Origin of the sequence: Streptomyces pactum, from assembly GCF_002005225.1 — a bacterium.
GTDB lineage: Bacteria > Actinomycetota > Actinomycetes > Streptomycetales > Streptomycetaceae > Streptomyces > Streptomyces pactum_A.
Genome location: NZ_CP019724.1, coordinates 8,211,680 through 8,227,490, shown reverse-complemented (window position 1 = coordinate 8,227,490; position 15,811 = coordinate 8,211,680). Strand labels below are relative to the sequence as shown.

The 15,811-nt window shown below is 71.0% G+C and carries 17 protein-coding genes and 2 pseudogenes; 11 read left to right on the top strand and 8 right to left on the bottom strand.

All coding sequences use genetic code 11. The features are described 5' to 3' along the window. Nucleotides 1-6: 6 nt before the first annotated feature. On the top strand, nucleotides 7-1,470 hold the full coding sequence (locus B1H29_RS35710; protein WP_055420047.1) for a PLP-dependent aminotransferase family protein: 1,464 nt from the start codon (nucleotides 7-9) through the stop codon (nucleotides 1,468-1,470). Nucleotides 1,471-1,487: 17 nt separating this feature from the next. Here B1H29_RS35710 and B1H29_RS35705 read toward each other — a convergent pair whose 3' ends face one another. Continuing rightward, nucleotides 1,488-2,462, bottom strand: a complete 975-nt coding sequence (locus tag B1H29_RS35705) for an aldo/keto reductase (protein WP_055420048.1) — start codon at nucleotides 2,460-2,462, stop codon at nucleotides 1,488-1,490. 205 nt (nucleotides 2,463-2,667) lie between these two features. On the opposite strand from B1H29_RS35705, the gene B1H29_RS35700 reads away from it, so the two are divergent. From B1H29_RS35700 to B1H29_RS35685, 4 genes are all read left to right on the top strand, one after another. After that, complete coding sequence (locus B1H29_RS35700; RefSeq protein ID WP_055420049.1) at nucleotides 2,668-3,078, top strand: hypothetical protein; 411 nt, start codon at nucleotides 2,668-2,670, stop codon at nucleotides 3,076-3,078. Between the two features lie 39 nt (nucleotides 3,079-3,117). Continuing rightward, nucleotides 3,118-4,440 carry a hypothetical protein gene (locus tag B1H29_RS35695; RefSeq protein WP_234393108.1) on the top strand — a complete coding sequence of 441 codons (1,323 nt, stop codon included), beginning with the start codon at nucleotides 3,118-3,120 and terminating at the stop codon, nucleotides 4,438-4,440. 157 nt (nucleotides 4,441-4,597) lie between these two features. Next, nucleotides 4,598-5,557, top strand: coding sequence for a hypothetical protein (locus B1H29_RS35690; protein ID WP_055420051.1), 960 nt, complete (start codon nucleotides 4,598-4,600; stop codon nucleotides 5,555-5,557). A 154-nt stretch (nucleotides 5,558-5,711) separates the two neighbouring features. Beyond that, nucleotides 5,712-6,527: a phytanoyl-CoA dioxygenase family protein gene (locus B1H29_RS35685; RefSeq protein ID WP_055420052.1), complete on the top strand. Its 816-nt coding sequence runs from the start codon at nucleotides 5,712-5,714 to the stop codon at nucleotides 6,525-6,527. A 72-nt stretch (nucleotides 6,528-6,599) separates the two neighbouring features. Here the strand turns inward: B1H29_RS35685 and B1H29_RS35680 are convergent, their stop codons facing one another. Next, complete coding sequence (locus B1H29_RS35680) at nucleotides 6,600-7,115, bottom strand: MarR family winged helix-turn-helix transcriptional regulator (RefSeq protein WP_055420850.1); 516 nt, start codon at nucleotides 7,113-7,115, stop codon at nucleotides 6,600-6,602. A gap of 172 nt (nucleotides 7,116-7,287) precedes the next feature. Between B1H29_RS35680 and B1H29_RS35675 the strand changes: the two genes are divergently transcribed. From B1H29_RS35675 to B1H29_RS35665, 3 genes are all read left to right on the top strand, one after another. Beyond that, a complete protein-coding gene (locus B1H29_RS35675) occupies nucleotides 7,288-7,539 on the top strand; it encodes a hypothetical protein (RefSeq protein ID WP_055420053.1) in 252 nt (83 codons plus the stop codon). Nucleotides 7,540-7,580: 41 nt separating this feature from the next. Next, on the top strand, nucleotides 7,581-8,492 hold the full coding sequence (locus B1H29_RS35670; RefSeq protein WP_055420054.1) for a dioxygenase family protein: 912 nt from the start codon (nucleotides 7,581-7,583) through the stop codon (nucleotides 8,490-8,492). 121 nt (nucleotides 8,493-8,613) lie between these two features. Then, the gene (locus B1H29_RS35665; RefSeq protein ID WP_055420055.1) at nucleotides 8,614-9,081 is read left to right on the top strand and encodes a MarR family winged helix-turn-helix transcriptional regulator; all 468 of its coding nucleotides are present in this window, start codon (nucleotides 8,614-8,616) and stop codon (nucleotides 9,079-9,081) included. Between the two features lie 138 nt (nucleotides 9,082-9,219). Here the strand turns inward: B1H29_RS35665 and B1H29_RS39700 are convergent. Next, nucleotides 9,220-9,544: pseudogene (locus B1H29_RS39700) on the bottom strand (monooxygenase); the annotation flags it as partial. Between B1H29_RS39700 and B1H29_RS39965 the strand changes: the two are divergent. Together B1H29_RS39965 and B1H29_RS35655 are read left to right on the top strand one after the other, a co-directional pair. Beyond that, nucleotides 9,525-9,656 (top strand): hypothetical protein, encoded by a 132-nt coding sequence (locus B1H29_RS39965; RefSeq protein ID WP_267891958.1) that lies wholly within the window; start codon nucleotides 9,525-9,527, stop codon nucleotides 9,654-9,656. The pseudogene B1H29_RS39700 and the gene B1H29_RS39965 overlap by 20 nt on opposite strands. 119 nt (nucleotides 9,657-9,775) lie before the next feature. Then, nucleotides 9,776-10,501, top strand: coding sequence for an SDR family NAD(P)-dependent oxidoreductase (locus B1H29_RS35655; protein WP_055420056.1), 726 nt, complete (start codon nucleotides 9,776-9,778; stop codon nucleotides 10,499-10,501). A 90-nt stretch (nucleotides 10,502-10,591) separates the two neighbouring features. Here the strand turns inward: B1H29_RS35655 and B1H29_RS35650 are convergent, their stop codons facing one another. Next, entirely contained in the window at nucleotides 10,592-11,359 is a 768-nt protein-coding gene (locus tag B1H29_RS35650; protein WP_055420057.1) for an IclR family transcriptional regulator, read from the bottom strand. Between the two features lie 120 nt (nucleotides 11,360-11,479). On the opposite strand from B1H29_RS35650, the gene B1H29_RS35645 reads away from it, so the two are divergent. Then, the gene (locus B1H29_RS35645; protein ID WP_055420058.1) at nucleotides 11,480-12,409 is read left to right on the top strand and encodes an alpha/beta hydrolase; all 930 of its coding nucleotides are present in this window, start codon (nucleotides 11,480-11,482) and stop codon (nucleotides 12,407-12,409) included. Nucleotides 12,410-12,457: 48 nt separating this feature from the next. Here B1H29_RS35645 and B1H29_RS35640 read toward each other — a convergent pair. The 4 genes and pseudogenes from B1H29_RS35640 to B1H29_RS35625 all read right to left on the bottom strand — a co-directional run. Further along, a pseudogene (locus tag B1H29_RS35640) lies at nucleotides 12,458-12,739 on the bottom strand (integrase core domain-containing protein); the annotation flags it as partial. Between the two features lie 206 nt (nucleotides 12,740-12,945). Then, entirely contained in the window at nucleotides 12,946-13,791 is an 846-nt protein-coding gene (locus B1H29_RS35635; protein ID WP_167392578.1) for a hypothetical protein, read from the bottom strand. An 86-nt stretch (nucleotides 13,792-13,877) separates the two neighbouring features. After that, nucleotides 13,878-14,261: a RidA family protein gene (locus tag B1H29_RS35630; RefSeq protein WP_055420059.1), complete on the bottom strand. Its 384-nt coding sequence runs from the start codon at nucleotides 14,259-14,261 to the stop codon at nucleotides 13,878-13,880. A gap of 46 nt (nucleotides 14,262-14,307) precedes the next feature. Continuing rightward, nucleotides 14,308-15,801, bottom strand: coding sequence for a carboxylesterase/lipase family protein (locus B1H29_RS35625; protein WP_055420060.1), 1,494 nt, complete (start codon nucleotides 15,799-15,801; stop codon nucleotides 14,308-14,310). Between the last annotated feature and the right edge of the window lie 10 nt (nucleotides 15,802-15,811).

Here is a 15,811-nt window from a genome sequence, read left to right as displayed (position 1 = left end):
GCTGCCGTGGCAGACGATCGCACGGACTCGGCCTGGGGGACCTTCCTCGAGCTGGGCGGGTCGGCGGAGGGCCCGATGCACGTGCGACTGACCCGTGCGCTTCGGGCGGCGGTGACCGGCGGGCGTATCGCCTCCGGCAGCGCCCTGCCGCCGAGCAGGACACTCGCGGCGGAGCTGGGCTGCTCACGCTGGGTCGTGACGGAGGCGTACGCGCAGCTCGTGGCCGAGGGGTACCTGGAGGCGCGCAGCGGCTCGGCCACCAGGGTCCGGGCACAGGCCGCCCCCGCTCCGGCGACGAGCGGGACCGACGCCGTAACGCGGTGGGAGCCGGCGTTCGACATGCTGCCCGGCGTGCCCGACCTGCGGGCGTTTCCCCGCAGACGGTGGGCCGACGCGGTGCGGGAGGCCACCGGCGCACTGACATGGGGCGAGCTGGGATACCCCGACGCGGCCGGTCACGCCCGGCTCCGGCAACGGCTCGCGGCGTACCTCGTGCGGGGGCGCGGCGCCTCACTGGACGCCCGGCAGCTCGTCGTCTGCGCCGGCACGCTGGACGCGGTGCTCAGGCTGTGCCGCGCCCTGCGGGCTGATGGTCACACGCATATGGCTGTGGAGGACCCTGGCTGGTCGCGGCTGGGCTCCGCGGTCAGGGCGGCGGGTCTGGTGCCCGTCCCGGTTCCCGTGGACGGCGACGGCCTGCGGGTGGACCTGCTGCGGCGTGCGTCGCAGGTCCGGTCGGTGATCGTCGCTCCGGCTCACCAGTTCCCGACCGGTGTGGTCCTCGCCCCGGCCCGCCGCGCCGATCTGGTTGCCTGGGCCCGGGAGGTCGACGGCCTGGTGCTGGAGGACGACTACGACGCCGAGTTCCGCTACGACCGCCACCCCGTGGGCGCCCTCCAGGGCATGGCTCCGGAGCACGTCGTGCTGATGGGGTCGGTCAGCAAGACGCTCTCGCCGGCCTTGCGGATCGGTTGGGCGGTGGCCCCGCCGCGCTGGGCGGACGCCCTGGGCGCGGAACACGTCGGGGGCATGCCTCCGCCCGTCATCGACCAGGAGGCGTTCGCCCGGTTCCTGGCCCGCGGGGCCTACGACCGTTATCTGCGGGCGTCACGGCTGCGCTACAAACGGCGACGCGACCACCTCCTGGACGAACTCGCGACGTCGCTGCCCGGGTTTCCGGTGTCCGGCGCGGCAGCCGGTTTCCATCTGCTGCTGTCTCTGACGGACTGCTCGGCTCCCGCCGTCGTCGAGGAGGCGGCACGGCGGGAGGTGCGGCTGGCGGATCTCGACGACTACCGCATGGTGCGGGCCGCGGACGCCGCCGGCTCGAAGCTGGTCCTCGGGTACGGCAATCTGGCCGATCAGGCCGTGCCCGGCGCCGTGCGGCGCCTGGCACGGGCCATCGACGCGGCCCGGCTCCGCGACCGGTCTGGCATCGACGACGGGAGGACCGGGGAGCGGGCGGGCTGACGGGCGACGTGCGGCCCTCAGCCCTGTGCGGCGAGGTCGAGCCGCGCCCTGAGCTCGCCGGGCAGCTCCAGCTCGACGGCGCCCAGCACCTCGTTCAACTGCTCGACGGAGCTCACCCCCACGATCGGGATCACCGGCGGGTCACCCCCGAGCAGCCAGGCCAGCACCACCTGGTTGGCCGTTGCACCGAGCTCGGCGGCCACCTCCCGCAGAGCGGTCAGGCGTTGCCTGGTGCCGGGGTGGTCGTAGGCGGTCGGCAGGGACTTGTCCGGACGTGTGTACGCGCCCGAGAGCAGTGAAGAGTAGGCCATCAGCGTCAGGTCCGGCTCACTGCGTACGTAGTCGAGGAGTTCGGCGGTCACATGGACGTGTCCGCTCTCCGGCAGCCCGACGTCGAAGCGCGGCTGGAGGTAGGAGTAGCGCTGCTGGACACAGGTGTACCCCGTCCAGCCGTTGGCCCGGGCCGTCGCGCGGGCCCGCTCGGTCCGCCAGGTGGCGTGGTTGGAGCAGCCGAGTACCCTCGCTTTGCCGCCGCCGACCAGGTCCTCGAGAGCGCCGAGCGACTCTTCCAGGGGAACGGACCGGTCCTCGATGTGCGTCCAGTACACGTCGATGTGGTCCGTGCCCAGGCGTCGCAGGCTGGCTTCCGCGGCCTTGCGTATCACCGGTGCCGACAGTCCCTCGGCCGTCTCCAGGCCGCTGCCGGGGATGGTGGGCCGGGCTCCCACCTTGGTGGAGATCGCCACCTCGTCGTACCGGCGACGGCTCGCCAGCCAGCGGCCGATGGTGCTCTCGCTCTCGTCCCCGGTCCCGCCGGGGGCCCAGAACGCGTAATTGTCGGCGGTGTCGACGAGATTGCCTCCGGCCTCGACGAACCGGTCGAGAATGGCGAAGGACGTCTTCTCGTCCACGGTGGTGCCGAAGGGCAGGGCGCCCAGGCACAGGGTGCTGACAACGGGGCCTGACGGCCCCCCGACACGACGTCGGAGCATCGGTGTCACCTCAATCTTCCGCACACGTCCATGACATGCGGTCTCTGGCAGGAACGGCTCCACCGTAGGTACAGAGCGGTCCGGTGTCCCGGTCCAAAGGGCTACCGGAAAACCGGACCGATCGCGGCGTCGGCACCGCGTTCCACCCGTTCCAGGGCCGGGCGAGCGCGCCGACTTCCACAGGCGCACCCCATAGAGTGGTCTGATGTTCGATCGTCTGGAGATCAGGGTGGTGCCGCCGGGCCCCCGCTTCGCCGCTCAGTTGCGGTTCTGGGTCAACGGCGAGGACGTGGTCGAAGGGGCGGTCCATGAAGGGGGCCGTGGGCCGTTCGCTGCCGATGTACTGCCTGTCGGCCGGCCCAGCCTCCTGCGGGCGACTGACGAGGCGCGCCGCCTGGAACTGGGCGAACCGGAGTGCACCGGCGGTTGCTGCGGTTTCCTGACCGTCGTCGTGCGGCGGTTCGGCGATGTCGTGCAGTGGTCGGACTGGGAGGTGCCGTGGGAAGTCCCGCACACCCCCGCGCCCCCGCCGCCGGAATTCCACTTCGACACCGCCCAGTACGACGCCGAAGTGGCTCGCGCTGAGGCGGACCGCTCGTGGCAGGTCACGATGTAACCCCGTGATCAAGCGTCGCCGGGCGGCCAGTGCGCCGGGATGAGCGCCGTAGGCGGCCCGAAGGGGTGTGGTGTTTCGTCTGATCACTTCGCCGTGGACACGGCTGCGCGTGCGGCAGGATGCGGACGCATGACCCTCGCATCACGTTTCACCGTGCCGGGCCAGGTCTGGGCCGTGGCCACGTCCGATCCGTCCGGGCCGCTGCATGTGACCAGTTACGGTACGAATCCACTGGAGACGGTCGTGACGATGACCGGTCTTTCGGGCACGGCGGAGTGGCGCCGGACGTATCCAGGGGCGGGCAGGCCGCGGAGCCGCCTGTCCGCGGACGGGACGCTGTGGCTCGCCTACCCGGATCGCGACGGACGGCTCTTGGAGGGGATCCTGCCCGACGGATCCACCGGTCCTACCGCCCGCCCGAAGTGCGGTCCCGAAGAGGAGATCGGCTCCTTCGTCCTGCTCGAAGACGGGTTCGTCATCGCCTGGGCCAGGGTTTCCCGACTGGTTCGAGCAGGGCGAAGCCCGAAAGCTGCTCCGCCGGAGCCCCGCGTGGCCCGCTATACGGGCGAGGGGGAGTGCCTCTGGTCCACGCCGATCGTGCTCGGGGCGGTGTCGTACGCGGGTGTGGTGGAGACGGGGCGCCATACGGGTTGGGAGAGTCGGCCGCGTGGTCCTTGGCTCCCGGAGGAGGTTGGCGTCGACGCCTGGGAACCGCTGCTGGTGTCGGGTGATCGGGTCGCGGCCAGCTTCACCGACACACGGGGTGGGATCGGCAGGACGTTCTTCCTCGACCTGGACAGCGGCGAAATCATCTCGGCCACCTCTCCCGCTCCCTCGGGTCGGAAGGCGATAGCGGGCCCGGGCGAGTTCCTGATCGGCTCCCAGGGCTACGGTGCGTTCACGACAGGCCGCTTCGGTCGAGACGGCGCCGAGACCGCGCGGTGGGCCAGCCACGGGGCGATGCTCGTCGACGGCGACGGCGTCGTGAGCGGTCCGGAGCTCGAGAACGGTCTGCCTTCGACGTCACGGTTCCGGCGCCTCGCTCCGGGCGACACCCTGGTGGACGGGCCGACGCTGACGGGCTACCACACGTCCTACCCCGCGATGGACCGCGAGGGGACCACCGTGTTCTGGCGAGACGGCAAGCTGCTCGCCGTGGACGCGGACCTGGCCGAACACGAACTGTTCGCGATGGACGACAGCCGAGCGGTCATAGGCCGTGCACTGCTGCTGAGCGAGGGCAGTGTCGCCGTGTCCTTGGACAGCGAAGTCTTGGTCTTCCGCACCCCGTTGGGTCCCCTGGCCGAGAGCCCCTGGCCGTGCGGGGACGCGAACCTCCGGGGGAATCCGCTGCTGAGCTGAACCCGTCCGCGTGACGGCTCCGCGCTGTGCCGAGCGCCGCGCCGCTCACGGCTTCGGCTGAAGGCGCGGCACAGTCCCACAAGGAGCGGTCGTCTGGTGGATCGGGCAGATCGAGCCCGGCTGTCGGCCGGCCTGAGCTGGGCGTTAGCCTCGGCGCATGGTTCCTGTGCGGCCTTCGAAGGTGATCACGCGCCACCGTGACGGGGCGATCTACGCGTACGTGGTGGACTCCGGCGCCCTCGGCACGCTGGAGCCCGCAGCGGTGTTCCGGCCGCGGCCCGGCGACGAGGTCGCGGAGTCGGCGGTCCGGACTGATCTTGAGCGAGTCGTGTACACGACCCTCGGCGGCGTGGTCTGCCTCACCCGCGCCGGTGACGTGGTCTGGGCGTCGGCCTTCGAGCCGCACTCCGACCGGCTCCATGGCCACCGTCCTGGCTGTGCGCTTTCCCTGGACGACCGGACCGTGTGGGTCTACCGGCCGGACGCGATGGCGGGGCGCGGGGGCGCAGATCAGTGGGTCGTGCACGATGCCGACAGCGGGGCGGTCCTTGCCCGCCGGGAGCTGGAGACGGCCGGGCACGGCGCCGGCCACCACGTGCACCCCGTCGACGGCGGTTTCTACCTCGACATCGGTGAGGGCCAGGACGGATCCGTCATTCTCAGGGGCAGACTCCGGGCCGACCGCGAGCCGGAATTCATGACCTACCCGTGGTGGGACCGCTGCCTGATCGACCTGGCGCCGGACGGGCGGCAGTTCATGACCGTCGACCACGGACAGGCGGACGTCGGCTTCCACGACCACCCCAGCGGGAACATGCTCTTCACCCTGCCCGTCGAGGCCTTCGGGTACGACCCCGAGGAGACCTTCGTGGAATGGAGCGGCGGTTACCTGACCCCGGACACGGCCGTCGTCACCCTGGGCGGTGAGGGCCATGACGAGGAGGAGTGGTTCCGCCACCACCTGGTCGACGTGCGCACGGGCACGCTCAGTGGTGAGATCGCCGTCGAGGTGACCAACCCGTACGACCTGGTGCCCCTGGGCGACGGCTCCTGGCTCACGGACGGCCCCGACGGCCATCCCGTCCGCCGGGCCGGTGCTCCGCACCCGGCAGGATGAGGGGCGGTCGACAGCCTGAGGCAGTTCTTCGGGACCGATGCCATGCCTCGGGGCGCCCCCTCCCGCAGTCCGAGAAGGGCCTCGGCTGGCGCACGACAATGGCGGTGCGGAGAACGTCGGGTGATCGGGAGGGACAGCGCCGCACGATGGGGACATGGATGACACGACCTTGGTATCCCGCTTCCTCCATGACGGCTTCGTGAAGTTGGAGGGCGCCGTCGCGCCGCGGGTGGCCGCGGACTGTGCGCGGCTGCTGTGGCGGGAGACGGACTGCGCCCCGGACGATGTGGCGACGTGGACGCGGCCCGTGCACTGGGTGGCCGGGATGGCCCAGGGGCCGTTCGCCGCCGCACCCAACTCCCCCGCCCTGCACCGTGCGTACGACCTGCTCGTCGGTGCGGGCCGCTGGGAGCCGCGCTACTCGCTGGGCACGTTCCCGCTTCGCTTTCCGCACGAGGAGGAGCCGGACGACGCCGGATGGCACGTCGAGGGGAGTTACCTTCCGGAGGGCGAGAGCTGGTACTTCACGAATCTGCGCTCCCGGGGCCGGGCGCTGTTGATGCTGTTCCTGTTCAGCGAGGTCGGTGAGGAGGACGCCCCGACCCGGATCCGGGTCGGCTCACACCTCGACGTGCCGAAGGTACTGGCGAAGTACGGAGAGGACGGGGCGAGCGGGCTGGCCCTCGCCCTCGATCTGGTGGCGGCGTCCGACCACCGTCCACTCGCCCTCGCCACCGGTTCCCCGGGCGACGTCTTCCTGTGCCATCCGTTCCTGGTGCACTCGGCGCAACCGCACCACGGGGCGCGACCGCGCTTCATGGCCCAGCCGCCGCTGATGCCGGCTGTGCCGTACGAACTGGAGCGGGCCGACGGCGCGTACTCACCCGTGGAGATCGCGATCCGCCGGGGCCTGGGACAGGGGACCGCGGGCCCGGGCGGGGACGGCACCGACTGCGCCGCCGGGCAGTAGAGACGTCATTCGACTGTCCCTTCAACTGAGCGCGGCGGCCCTGCTGCTGGCCGCACGGCCGCCACTGACCGCCTAGACACCCGGCTCGGTATCGGGCGCTTCGTCGTAGCGGGTATAGACGGCGGCCATCCTTCCCGACGCGTCCAGTGCGGCCAGGATGGCGTCACCGATGACCGTGAGCTGGTCGACCTGCTCGTCGGTGAGCGCGTCGATGACGTGGCGGCGGACGGTGGCGACATGGCCGGGCGCCGCATGCCGCACTTCGGCCCACCCGGCATCGGTGAGTCGGGCATTGGTCGCCCGGCGGTCCTCCGGGCAGGGAAAGCGTTCCACCAGGCCGCGCTTCTCCAGTCGCGCCACCACGTGCGAGAGCCGAGGCAGGGTGGCGTTGGTCTGCTGGGCCAGGGCCGTCATGCGCAACGTGCGGTCGGGCGCCTCGGAGAGCATCGCCAGGGTGTAGTACTCGAACTCCGTCAGGTGGGCGTCATTGCGGAGCTGTGCGTCGAGCACGCCCGGCAGCAGCTCCAGCACCGCGCGAAGACGTATCCAGGCGCGTAGCTCGCGACGGTCGAGCCCAGGTGTGTCCACGGTCACATCTCCATCCGGAATGGTTGTAGCGACAAGTTTGCTGAATCCGACACCGGTCAGTTGTCGCTACAACCATTATCGGACAGGAGCACCGTCGTGGCACACGTGAGCACCATCGGCGCCGGCACCACGGGGTCGGCCATCACCGGTATGGCCGGCCGGCGTCGTCACCGTGCCCGGTCTGGGCTCCGTCGAAGCCGGTTCGCTGGGCCGGGCCCGGGAGCCGGAGACGTTCGGCTTCCTCCAGCTCACCCACCCGGCCGACGAGAAGGTCGGCTGGACCGGCGGGCTCTCCGTCGTCACCTGGCGACCGGCCGTCCGAAGACTCACACGGCGCGGCTGCCCGACGGATCCACCGCCATCGGTGCCGGGCGTCTCAGCCTCGACCACCTGCTCACCGGCCGCCGGTCCACCCGGCCAGTGAGTGCCTGACCAGTCGCCCGCAGTCCCGACCGAGGAGTCCGCATGACCAGCTCAGGTTCCACCACGACCGCCACCGCCGACGCCCGCATTCCGGCGTCGCACCCCTTCGCCGCGCATCTGCGGCACGCCACCGCGCTCGAAGCCGCCGAACCGCACCGCCTCTGGTCACCCCAGGACGGCGCCCTGCCCAGCCTCTACCTCTCGCACGGCGGCGGCCCCATGCCCTTCGAGAGCTCCGAGTGGCTGACCCCACTGCACGACTGGGCCCGCTCCCTGCCCAAGCCGAAGGCCATTCTGATCGTCTCCGCACACTGGGAGTCCGCGCCGTTGTCGTTGAGCGCCGCCCGGCCGGACGAACTCGTCTACGACTTCGGCGGCTTCGACGCGCTGTACCACACCTTCCGCTACGACACCCCTGACGCCGGCGAGCTGGCCCGGCAGGTGACGGGGCTCATGCCGGGCACCGAGCGGGTGCATCAGCACGCCCGCCGCGGACTGGACCACGGCGCCTGGGTGCCCCTGAAGATCATGTACCCGAACGCGGACATCCCGGTCCTGCAACTGAGCCTGCCCACCGAGGACCCCGACCGGCTGCTGGCCATCGGCGCGCGACTGCGGCCCCTGCGGGAGCAGGGCGTGCTGGTGATCGGCTCGGGCCACATGACCCACGGCCTGCCGTTCATCACCCAGGAGATGGTCCGGGAGAACAAGGCGCCCGGCTGGTCCGCCGACTTCGACGCGTGGGCCGCCGACGCGCTGGCCCGCGGTGACGTCAGCGAACTCGCCCGCTTCCGCTCCGCCGCCCCGGGCATGCCCTACGCCCATCCGACCGTGGAGCACTTCACTCCCCTGTTCGTCACTCTCGGCGCGGCCACCGACCCCACCGGACCGGTGCTGACGACCCTCGACGGTTACGGTCTCGGCCTGTCCCGACGTTCCTTCCAGGCGGCCTGAGCCCAGCGGACCGGGCCACGGGGGATCACCCGCTTGTCCTCAAGCGCACTTGAGGTCATACGGTCTCCGCACGACGTGCAGGGCGCCGAGCCCCGCACCGAAGTCCGGGAGAGGACACCCCATGGCGACTCAGCGAATTCCCGACGCCGAACTGGCCGGGCAGCCCGCCGCGTACTGGACCGGTGTCGCCTACGAGGCGCTCATCGCGTACACCCGGACCAGGCAGGCCGAAAAGGGCTACACCCAGCCCCAGTTCTGGCTGCTGCGCAACCTGTCGGTGAACGACATCTCGCCCGACGGCGAGGGGATGAGCGTGCCCGAACTGCGAGAAGCCATGGCGTCCTACATCCGACCCGAGGATGACCTGGCGGCGGAGGCCGAGGGACTGGTGGAGCGAGGCTGGCTGACCCGGGACGCCGAAGGCCGGTTGTGGCTCACCGAAGAGGGGGAACAGGCCCGTGTCGACCTGGCCCGGAACTCTCCCGCGATCCGCGCCGCCCTCCACGAGGGCATCGACGACGCCGACTACGTCACCACGGTGAAGGTACTCCAGCGGCTGATCCGCAATGCGGGCGGGACGGTCGCCTGACAGAACGAGGGCCCGGGACCGGCGCCCGGACCCTGGTGACTTCATGGCAGGTCAGCCGGCCCGGTCGCCCATCGGGGTCACGCCACCGTCCACCCCGCACTGAGGCGACGGGCACGGTGACCTCATCTCGAAGGCGCCCTATGGCTTTGAAGCGGCCGCGGCCTGGAGGACCTCGTCCATGGACTGCAGGCGCCAGTGCTTCAGGAGGTCCTGAAAGGCGACGGCACCGTGAGGGTAGGCGATCGAGGCATTCGCCGGCCGCGCCCTTCACCGTTGTAGTAGCCGGGGTGCACTCGGCGTGGGACCACTCGTGGTCGGGGGCGTCCTCCGCCATGGCCGCGAGCCGGGCGTCCTCCGCCTCGCGGGTCGGTTCCATGACGGCGCCCTTGGCTTGGGCGGCCGCGACGAGCACTGCGGCGTGCTCGTCGAGCACGTGTGTGTAGTTGACGCTGCCGGCGCGTCGCGCCTACACCGACCTGTGCGACGAGATCGAGCCGGGCGAGGAGGCTCAGATCGACTACGGGGTCCTGGGGCAGTGGGTCGACCCGTGCACCGGAAAACGCCACCGGGTCTGAGCGTTCGGCGCTCTGGGCGGGTGTGGTAGCAGGCCGATGGCCGCGACGCGGACCACGCCCTGTCTACTATTGTTTCGGCGTGCATCGGAATGTCGGAACAAGGGTGACGGGGTGGCGAATTGAGCACGATTGCGATCGTCGGCGCAGGTCCGCAGCTGGGGCGCGCGATCGGTCGGCGGTTCGCCGCCGAGGGATTCGACGTGGCGCTGATCGCCCGGAACCGTAAGACGCTCCGGGCGGTGGCCGACGATCTGTCCGACACGGGCGTCCGGGTCGGGGTGTTCCCCGCCGACGTCACCGATCGTCCCGCTCTGCACGCGGCGCTGAGCGCCGCCGAGGAGCGGCTGGGGCCGATCGACGTACTCGAGTACTCGCCCGCGCCCTCCCCGGCAGACCTGCGCCGCGCGCCGCTCGTCGAGGCCACGAAGGTCACCGTCGACTCGGTTCTGGCTCAGTTGGATCTCTACCTGCTCGGCGGTGTCGCGGCGGTGCAGCACGTCCTGCCCGGCATGCTGGAGCGCGGCACGGGGACGGTCCTGGTCAGCAGTGGCGCGGGGTCGGGCCCGGTGATCGCCCCGCACGTGGCGAACGTCCAGATCGCCACCGGTGGAATGCGCAACTGGATCCTCAACCTGCATGCGGCACTTTCCGGTACCGGCGTCTACGCCGCGCACGTGGCGATCGCCGCCTTCATCGGCCAGGGGGGCCACGACTCCCAGCCTCAGACGATGGCCGACGCCTACTGGCGGCTGCACACCAAACGCACCGAAGCCGAGCTGGTCGTCCAGGACCTGCCGGACGACTACCTGGAACAGGGCCTGGCGGACAAGTTCGTCGAGTCCTGAGCCGCTGACGGCTTCGCGGGTCGTTGTCAGGCGTGTGAGTTAGGGACCCGGCGCCGTGGGCGCCGGTCCGCCGCTCGGCCAAGTCGCGGTTCACCGCCCCACGGCCCGGGAGATCGCCAGGCCCGCCGTCCGCAGCGCCGTCCGAGCGGCGGCCCGGGTCCCGCCCTCGTCGGGGGCGACCAGGGACAGCGCGCCCAGCACGTCACCGCGACGGTCCAGGATCGGGGCGGCGACGGTTGACATGGTGGCGGGCCCGGAACGCAGGGGGTTGGGCACCGTCATGGCGCAGACGCCCTCCGTGCGGACGGCGGCCATGAGCCGGCGCAGGAGCGCCGCGTCGTTCGCGTCGGCCAGCGCCTCCTGCCGCACCCGCTCGGGGGCGTGTGCCAGCAGGGCGATGCCGATGCCGGTCCCGGTGAGGGGGAGGCGACCGCCGACCCGGTACTTGACCTCTGCCGAGTCCCGTGCGGACAGGCGCTCGACGAGAACGGCCTCGTCGCCGTCGCGCACGGCGAGGAGGATGTGCTGGCCGGTGACCCGGTGCAGCTCCTCCATGAACGGCAGCGCCGCGGCGCGCAGTCCGTGGCCGCGGGGCGCCAGCGAGGCGATCTCGAGGAGTTGCAGGCCGACGACGAAATCGCCGTTTTCGAGGCGTTCGAGGGCGCCCGCATCCGTCAGCTGGGCCGCGATCCGGGACGTGGTGCTCTTCGGAAGACCCGCCCGCGCCGCGAGCGTGTGCAGGGGCAGGCCCTCCCCGGCCTCCGCGAAGGCGCCCAGGACCCTGAAGGCCCGCTCCAGGATCGGTTCTCCGCGGAGCGGCCGTCCCGAGCGAGGGGTCTGTACTGGCGTTCCACTCATCGGAATCGTCCGTGCGCGTCGGCGGCCACGGTCCGAATACTAGCTCCGTGACTCGCCCACCCGGCGACCTGTGGACGCCGGTACTGGTCAATTCGCGCTCAAAAGACCAAGGAGACATCAATGATGGCCGACCCCGCGCTGCGCGACGTCTACGTCCCGCACGCCTATCCCGAACAGCAGGCCGACCTCGGTGAGATAACCATGAACTACGCCGAGGCCGGTGATCCGGACAAGCCCGCCGTGGTGCTGGTCCCCGAGCAGGCGGGCTCCTGGTGGGGGTACGAGGAGACCATGGGCCTCCTCGCGGAGGACTTCCACGTCTACGCCGTCGACCTGCGGGGCCAGGGGCGCAGCAGCTGGACGCCGAAGCGGTACAGCCTCGACAACTTCGGCAACGACCTGGTCCGGTTCATCGCCCTGGTGGTGCAACGACCCGTCGTCGTCGCGGGCAATTCCTCCGGCGGCGTCCTCGCGGCCTGGCTGTCGGCGTACGCCATGCCCGGGCAGATCCGGGGTGTGCTGTGCGAGGACGCCCCGTTCTTCGCGTCCGAACTCGTCCCCACGTACGGCCACTCGGTCCGCCAGGGAGCGGGCCCCCTGTTCGAACTCTTCCGCACGTACCTCGGCGATCAGTGGAGCGTGGGCGACTGGGAGGGCTACCGTCGCGCGGCCGGCGCCGCGTCGTCGCCGATGGCGCGGCACTTCGTGGCCGACGAGATCCCGCAGCACTTGAAGGAGTACGACCCGGAGTGGGCACGAGCCTTCTGGGAGGGAACCGTCGGCCTGAACTGCCCGCACGAGCGCATGCTGAGCCAGGTCAAGACGCCGGTACTCCTCACTCACCACACGCGCGGCATCGACCCGGAGACCGGCGACCGGCTCGGGGCACTCTCCGACGAGCAGGCCGCGCAGGCCAGGCGGTTGATGGAGTCGGCTGGGGTGAAGGTCGACTACGAGTCGGTGCCGGACGCGTTGCATGTGATGCACCAGCTCGACCCGGCGCGGTACGTCAAGATCTTCACCCAGTGGGCGGCCACGCTGGCTGAGTGACCGGCGGCCGCGCCGGACGCGTCTACAAGGCGGCGAGGAGAACCAGGTGTATTGACCCGCAAGTTCGTTGAAGCGGCTGATGGGTGGCTGGCTGCCATCGAGCGCGGTGTGGCACCGGTGGTAGTTGCAGGTGTGCAGGAAATCCGCCAGGACTTCGGTGCGTTCAGCGTTGCCGGAGCACGGGCGCGCGTACGCCCGTTCGTCGAGCAGGGTTCGATTCAGGCACTCCACCTTGCCGTTCGTTTGCGGACGGTGGGGTCGGGTGCGTCTGTGGATGATGCTTGCGGCGCTCAGGGTCTGTCCGAACGGTGTGGATCTGTAGCGGGAGCCGCATCCAGCGGGGCATGCCGCCACCCTGGCCAACGACTTATTGAGACGTCGGATACCGGGGACTGGGCTAGATCATTTCCCGCAGCCCTGGTCATCCCGGCATCTGCTCATGACTCGGCCGCTGTCGTACTCCAAGCGCGGAACGAACTGTGGGAAGCCACGGTGTGCCGTGGGGGCGTCGGCACGGATTCACCTGCCGACGCCCCTCATAGGCTGCATCTCCCGGCGGCGAGTGCCGTGATCGCGCACTCGGCGGCGTGCCGTGCCGCGAGCGCGGAATGGAAGGGCCCGCAACCGTGGTAAGCGCGGCCGGTCGGTCCGTTCGTGATACGCCACTGCCAGGCGGTGTGTGCGGCAGGGGGAGAGGGGTGGTGCCAGACGGGCTGTGCGGAGGAGGGGGGGTTCTCCGCGTTGTGGACCACTACGTCGTGGGCCACTCCGCCGATCACGGTTGAGGCGCGCCTCACGTCGTCGTCGGTCCTCCAGGCCAGGGGCGTCGGGGAGGCCTCCGACACTTCCAGGAGGACATCGGCGAGGTCGGCCAGACTCCGGTACAGCGCGGCACGAACCGCGTCGCTGTGGTGACGGCCCCACCGGCATGGGGTCCGTTCGGCGATTTCGTCCACGATGGTCTGTGCGGCGATGTCGTCCAGAGAGTCCGGCTGTTCGAGGCGTTCCCGCGCCAGAGTCGCGGCGGCGCCCCACGCGAGGTCGTCGCGGGTCATGGCGGTGCCGCGGGCCAGCGACCACAGGTCGGCGGGCCCCAGGTCGTCGACCGTGTGCTGGATGCAGCGGGCGGCCGCGTCCGACGGGGGCGGGACGTCGGCGTTCAACAGGCCGGCGCGCACCTCGGTGGCCGCGCTCACGTCGCCCGGTTGCAGCGCGCCCAGCGGCAGTGAGGCCGCCGCGTGGAGCACGTGCCGGTAGAGGCGCCGTACCGGATGAGAACCGGCGGGCGGTGACGGGCGTCCCGCCAGGAAGCACAAGGCCTCCAGCAGGTCCGCCGGTGCAACCCTCAGGTTGAGGCACGCCCTCGACAGGCGATCATTCATCGTGCCCCCTTTCCGCTCTCAGGGACGGACGCCGGTCTGGCGCGGTCCCGGGGGTCGCGCCAGACCGGCCTTGCCCTGTAGCCGAGTCAGTCGTCCAGGACTGCCAGGGCGTCGATCTCCACGAGGAGTCCGGGAGGAAGCTGCATGTAGACGGTGGTGCGGGCGGGGAAGGGTTCGCCGACGGCCGCCGCGTACGCATCGTTCAGCTCGGGCAGGTGGGCGGGGGTGGTGAGGTAGACGCGGAGCATCACGACGTCCTCCAGGCCGGCGCCGGCGGCCTGGAGGACGGCGGTGACGTTGCGCAGGGTCTGGGCGGTCTGCTCGGCGACCGTGGTACCGACGACATCGCCGGTGGCCGGGTCGAACGGTAGCTGCCCGGAGACCTGAAGGATCGGGCCCTTGCGGATGCCCTGGGACAGCGGGGCGGGCAGGGTGGGTGCGTTCTCGGTGCTGATGACGGTTCCTGTCATGGTGTGTCCTTGGCGGAAGGGCGCGCAGAGCGGTCTGTGCGTGGAGTCAGTTCCAGGCCTGTCGTTCCCGGCTGCGGGGGTCGTCGACCTGGGTCCACTCGGCGTCGATGTGCATCGTGGTCCGGCGTGTGGTGTCGTACTGGTCCCAACCGGGGTTGCCGGTCCTGGCGAAACGGATCCAGGCCTCGTGGGTGCGGGCGGCGAGGTCCGCGGGGGGCTTGTCGGGGCCGAGCAGGGCGCCCTCACCCGACAGTTGCGGGAGCTCCGCGATGTCGAAGACGAAGGGGAGCTCCATCGCGTGGGTGGCGCCGAGGTCTCCGTCCAGGGCGCGGGAGCGCCAGGCGAACTCGTAGCTGAACGTGGCGGACCGGGGGTGGGCGGCATGTGCGCCGGCCAGGGCCCAGCTGCCCGCGCCGAACAGCGCGTCGCCCATGATGGCCGACCGCAGCTCACCGAAGGACGCCTCGGGGCGGGTGCTGCGGTACGTCTCCACGAGCTGCGCGGGCTTCGGGTGCGAGCGCGCCGCCGTGTCGTCGACGTCCCCGGCGGTCGACGTGGCGTGCTTGTCCACGGGGACCAGGTAGAGGTTTCCCTCTTCGGTGTTGGTGCCGACGAGCAGGTCGACATCGGCGCTCAGGCCGGCGGCGACGGATACGGCGGGCTGCGTGTCGAGCACCAGGCTGAAGGGGCTGAGGCCGATCAGCGGGTCGTGGTGCGTTTCGGTCCGCAGGTCGATGCCCACGAGCCGGGAGGCGGCCTCCACCAGGCGTTCGTCGGAGATGTCCGCGAAGGCGTCGGTGTGCGGCTCGATGCCGAGTTCCTCGGCTGCGGCCTTGGTCACGCGGGCGGCCTGCTCGGAGGAGAATGCCCCCAAACCACTGCCGCTCTGCACGATCGCCCGGCGGAACAGGCCCGCGACCTCAAGGGTGGCGAGGATGCCGCCGACGACGGTCGCCCCGGCCGACTGGCCGAAGAGGGTGACGTTGTCCGGGTCACCGCCGAAGGCGGCGATGTTCTTCCGCACCCAGCGCAGCGCAGCGACGACATCGAGCAGGCCGCGGTTGGCGGGCGCCCCGGGGATGTCGAGGAACCCGGCGATGCCCAGCCGGTAGTTGAGTGTGACCAGGACGACGCCGTCGCGGGCGAAGGCGGAACCGTCGTACAGCGCGGACCGCGTCGACCCGGCGACGAACCCGCCGCCGTGGACGAACACCATCACGGGCAGACCGCTGTCCGCGGCGGTGGGCTGGAAGACGTTGACGGTGAGGTAGTCCTCGCCACGGCTCCAGCCGGCGCCGAAGTAGGGGGCCATGTCGATGCTGCCGAGCTTCCGCTCGGACTGCGGGGCATTGGGGCCGGGCACGGTGGCGTCCCGTACGCCGTCCCAGAGCTCGTGCGGCTGCGGCGGGGCGAACCGGCCGGCGCCCATCGGAGGAGCGGCGTAGGGGATGTTCAAGAAGGTGGCGGTGCCGTCGTCCTGACGGAGGCCGCGGACGGCTCCCTGTGCGGTGGTGACGACGGGCTCAAGTCCGTGACTCACAACTATGCCT